The sequence below is a fragment of the Gluconobacter oxydans genome (genome assembly GCF_006539685.1).
Lineage (GTDB): Bacteria > Pseudomonadota > Alphaproteobacteria > Acetobacterales > Acetobacteraceae > Gluconobacter > Gluconobacter oxydans.
Window position 1 is genome coordinate 1 of the sequence record NZ_BJNM01000072.1, and the last position, 3,447, is coordinate 3,447.

Annotated in this window: 5 protein-coding genes and 2 pseudogenes; 2 read left to right on the top strand and 5 right to left on the bottom strand. The window is 52.7% G+C overall.

The window, feature by feature from the left end:
- Nucleotides 1-396: 396 nt before the first annotated feature.
- Nucleotides 397-948, top strand: a complete 552-nt coding sequence (locus GOX01_RS12400; RefSeq protein ID WP_165919972.1) for an NYN domain-containing protein — start codon at nt 397-399, stop codon at nt 946-948.
- 286 nt (nt 949-1,234) lie between these two features.
- On the opposite strand, the pseudogene GOX01_RS13335 reads toward GOX01_RS12400, so the two are convergent.
- Both GOX01_RS13335 and GOX01_RS13360 read right to left on the bottom strand, forming a co-directional pair.
- Nucleotides 1,235-1,570, bottom strand: a pseudogene (locus tag GOX01_RS13335) (tyrosine-type recombinase/integrase); the annotation flags it as partial.
- A 136-nt stretch (nt 1,571-1,706) separates the two neighbouring features.
- Nucleotides 1,707-1,973, bottom strand: a pseudogene (locus GOX01_RS13360) (integrase core domain-containing protein); the annotation flags it as partial.
- A 3-nt stretch (nt 1,974-1,976) separates the two neighbouring features.
- Here GOX01_RS13360 and GOX01_RS13365 point away from each other — a divergent pair.
- Nucleotides 1,977-2,126, top strand: a complete 150-nt coding sequence (locus GOX01_RS13365) for a hypothetical protein (RefSeq protein WP_165919971.1) — start codon at nt 1,977-1,979, stop codon at nt 2,124-2,126.
- Nucleotides 2,127-2,147: 21 nt separating this feature from the next.
- On the opposite strand, the gene mazF is transcribed toward GOX01_RS13365, so the two are convergent.
- The 3 genes from mazF to GOX01_RS12420 all read right to left on the bottom strand — a co-directional run.
- A complete protein-coding gene (mazF, locus tag GOX01_RS12410) occupies nt 2,148-2,477 on the bottom strand; it encodes an endoribonuclease MazF (RefSeq protein WP_003618720.1) in 330 nt (109 codons plus the stop codon).
- Nucleotides 2,478-2,720, bottom strand: coding sequence for an AbrB/MazE/SpoVT family DNA-binding domain-containing protein (locus GOX01_RS12415; RefSeq protein ID WP_131973926.1), 243 nt, complete (start codon nt 2,718-2,720; stop codon nt 2,478-2,480). It lies immediately after the preceding gene.
- Nucleotides 2,721-3,083: 363 nt separating this feature from the next.
- Nucleotides 3,084-3,447 (bottom strand): type II toxin-antitoxin system VapC family toxin (locus GOX01_RS12420; protein ID WP_141259271.1); only part of this gene is annotated, 364 nt, incomplete at its 5' end.

Genomic DNA, 3,447 nt, shown 5'->3' on the forward strand with positions numbered 1-3,447 from the left:
CTAAGACATAGAACAGTTATGTCGATATGACTGAAATCGGACATTGCAAAGAGTCTCGTACCCAAAAGCGAGCGCCCAAGTCGTCAGGACTAACCCCAACAGGAAAATCATGAAGACGAGGGTTCGAAACATAGGAATACCCGCGGCGTAGAGAGGCAGATATCAGGACGGGTCGTGATGACCTTCCAGCCCCGGACTACACCCTTCAGACACATCAGACGCTCATCAGTGTAGCGCGCAACCTGTCGCCCTTCATGCTGTAGGTTGTAGGTTGTAGGTTGTAGGTTGTAGGTTGTAGGTTGTAGGTTGTGCCAGACCTTACCAATCATCTCTTGTCACATACTGACAAGAGATTAGTGTAGCCAACTAGTTTTCTTAATAAGCATGAGGTTATTTATGACTGTGAATATATTTTGGGATAATTCCAATATATGGCTTTCCGGACGCAACGTATGCAGCGTCAAAGAGCCGGGTTATGAAAATGAATTTCGAATTCATTTTTCTAAATTGCTTGATTTCGTGAGTGCAGGACGTCCGGTATCATATGCTTTTGTCGGCGGATCGGTTCCCCCCAATAATGACCAGCTTTGGACTCGGTTTGAAAGTCTTGGAGCAACTCTTGAAACACAAGAGCGGGCGGTGTCCGGTGGAGAAGTCGCGGTTGATGAGATAATCCAGTTGAATATGGCAAATAGAATTTTAGATGTGTCCCCTCCAGAAACTATTGTTTTGCTTACTGGAGATGGCAGTGGCTATAGTGATGGAAGAGGGTTCATTAAGCAGCTTGAACGCGCAGTGAACCACGGTTGGAATATTGAAGTTGTGTCATGGGATGGCTCCTGCAATCGCTATCTAAAAGCATTTGCCCAAAAGCATGGCATTTACCGAGATTTAGATTCTGCCTATAGCAAAGTGACATTCATAAATAACGTCCGGTGGGTTCAATAGTTATTGCTTAAACGATACCGTTTCGGGAATTCTTACTATAAGAGAAATTAAAAAACGGTATCGTGAGCAGAGTCGTATTGTGGCGTCAGGATTGCACCCACTTCTCCCAGTCATCCATCATCTGTCGGCGGTTGGCAAAGAGATTGCCTCGCCGGTAGGCCCGCTCAACACTTGACCCGATGGTATGGGCCAGAGCCATCTCTGCCACCTCAAGTGGATAGTCCGTCTCCTCGGCGGTCCAGTCCCTGAATGTGGACCGGAGGCCGTGTATCGTGACAGCCTTCGTCTAGGTCGCGATGTGAAGAGCGTTCGATACTGCAACATCAGACAGAGGCTTACCCGCCTTCTGTCCCGGGAACAGCAGGGCGCCGCGTCGCTCCGCCCGGAGTGGCGCGACTTCCTTCAAAATATCTATCACCGAGTCACAGAGCGGCACCCGGTGCTCCTTCCCGGCCTTCATCCGTTTCTTTGGGATGGCCAAAACCTTTCCGTCGAAGTCGATTTCAGACCAAACCGTGCCCCGTGCCTCTCCTGACCGTGCTGCCGTCAAGTAGATGAAACGAGTGACCTTGGCCGGCACACCGTCTGATTGTGTCAAAGCAGCCATGGCCCGGGGAACCTCCTTCCGGTCGAGTGCGGCAAAATGTCCCGCCTATGTCACTTTTCCGGGGGCTGGAAAGATGTTGGACAGGTGGTCGCGCCAGTGGGGCCGGGTTCTCTCCCTCACGCCAAGCGTGGCTCCGACCGTAGGTGTCTAGTCCCGGGATTTGATCGGTTGGATTGATGAATTTTTCTGGCTCTGAAGTCCAGATTTTGCAGAAATATTCGTAATGCGTGAGCCCATTGAGGGGCTTGAGCCTTCGCCCGAAGTTATAGACTGCCATGAAGTCGTTGAGGTGTGTCCTCAACTGCTCATGGCTGTTGTAATGGAAGCGTTTGACGGTTGCTTCCTTGACTGTCCGGTTCATCCGCTCAACCTGACTATTGGTCCATGGATGATTGGGTTTTGTCAGACGGTGTGTGATCCCATGAGCTTCACAGATCATGTCGAAGCGCATGGGACGCGATCAGGCCGTATTGCGATTACGGGGCTGTTCAGCGAACTGGATCCCATTGTCGGTCAGGATGGTATAGATCCGGTAAGGAATGATGCTCCGAAGATGTTCGAGCGCATATAGCCGACCTTCTGCTCTCCCCCCTCACCCGACGAGTAGTCTTGTTCGTTCGCGCACCGCTTCCAGTTCTCTTTCGGAGACCCGACCTTTATGCTTTGCTCGTCTGGCGCGCCAATCAAGACTGCGAACCTGATCAGAGAGAACCACGCTTGTCGGCTCTCCTGTCAAAGGCACTTCAAAGGGATACCCTTTGATTTTTGTCGTTGTCGGGCAACAAACAATCATACCAGATTTTTTGTTGTAACTAACTGGCGAAAGCACCACAGCCGGGCGATGCCCAGATTGTTCACGCCCTGCCTGAGGATCAAACTCCAGCCAGACGATGTCTCCGCAATCTGGCACCCATGCTGACATTTACCAGATCTCTCCGCCAATTTCAGGCCCAAAACTCACTTCACCGTGACGGTTATCATCCGTGATGGCGGCAGTCAGGGTGTCCAGCGAAAGGACAGCAGGGTGAACCGGTTGAATGATGATACGCCCATCTTCTTCCCGGACATCAACAGCCTGATTGATCTGTAGGTGAACCGCTTCAAGGATATTGGCTGGTAGACGGATGGCAGCGCTGTTCCCCCATTTGCGAACGATCCCATGCATTGGATCTCTCCTTTGTGTGTCTACATTGTAGATACACCTTCGGCCACTTCTGTTTCAAGCTAAAAGTAGCCAATGTCCGCTTCCAATGAGCCAGGTATGCAAACCGGACCTTCCGCTTTCCCCCCTTAGCGGACTTTCATTGCCTCATCTGCCCATAGGGCAATCTCACTTGCGGAGGGATTTTCAAGGTTCTCCGCTGCCTCAGCAGCGCTCGCTGCAAGACGATGCACCGTTACTGTCCAGGGGGCGTCTTCCGCTTCGTTTGGGAGGGCCGCGTTGATATATGCGCAGGCATCCACGAACTGCCTCAGTCCCTCGCCGAACAGGGGTTCACAATCGGCCATGCTGCAGTCTTGCCGGTGATCAGTCATGCGGTGCTTTCCATGGATTGAAGAGTGGCACCCCCGAATACCGGAAATCATCCGTGTTCCGTGTCACGACCGTCATGCCATGTACCAGGCCGGTCGCAGCGATGAGGGTGTCGCGCTCCGGGCCCGGATCCGGAACATGCAGGTGAGCGCAGCGGCGGGCGACCGCCAGATCGATGGGAAGTACCCGCTTCGAAAACTCGGGTAGCACGTAGTTCTCCAGCCAGTTCCGCAGAACGCTTCCCTGGGCGGGATCCCTGCGCTCGATCCGCATGACACCGACATCCAGCTCCATGACGGTGACGGCAGACAGGAAAAGGGTCTCGGCCTCCACCTGCTCTGCCCATCTGGCGACATTA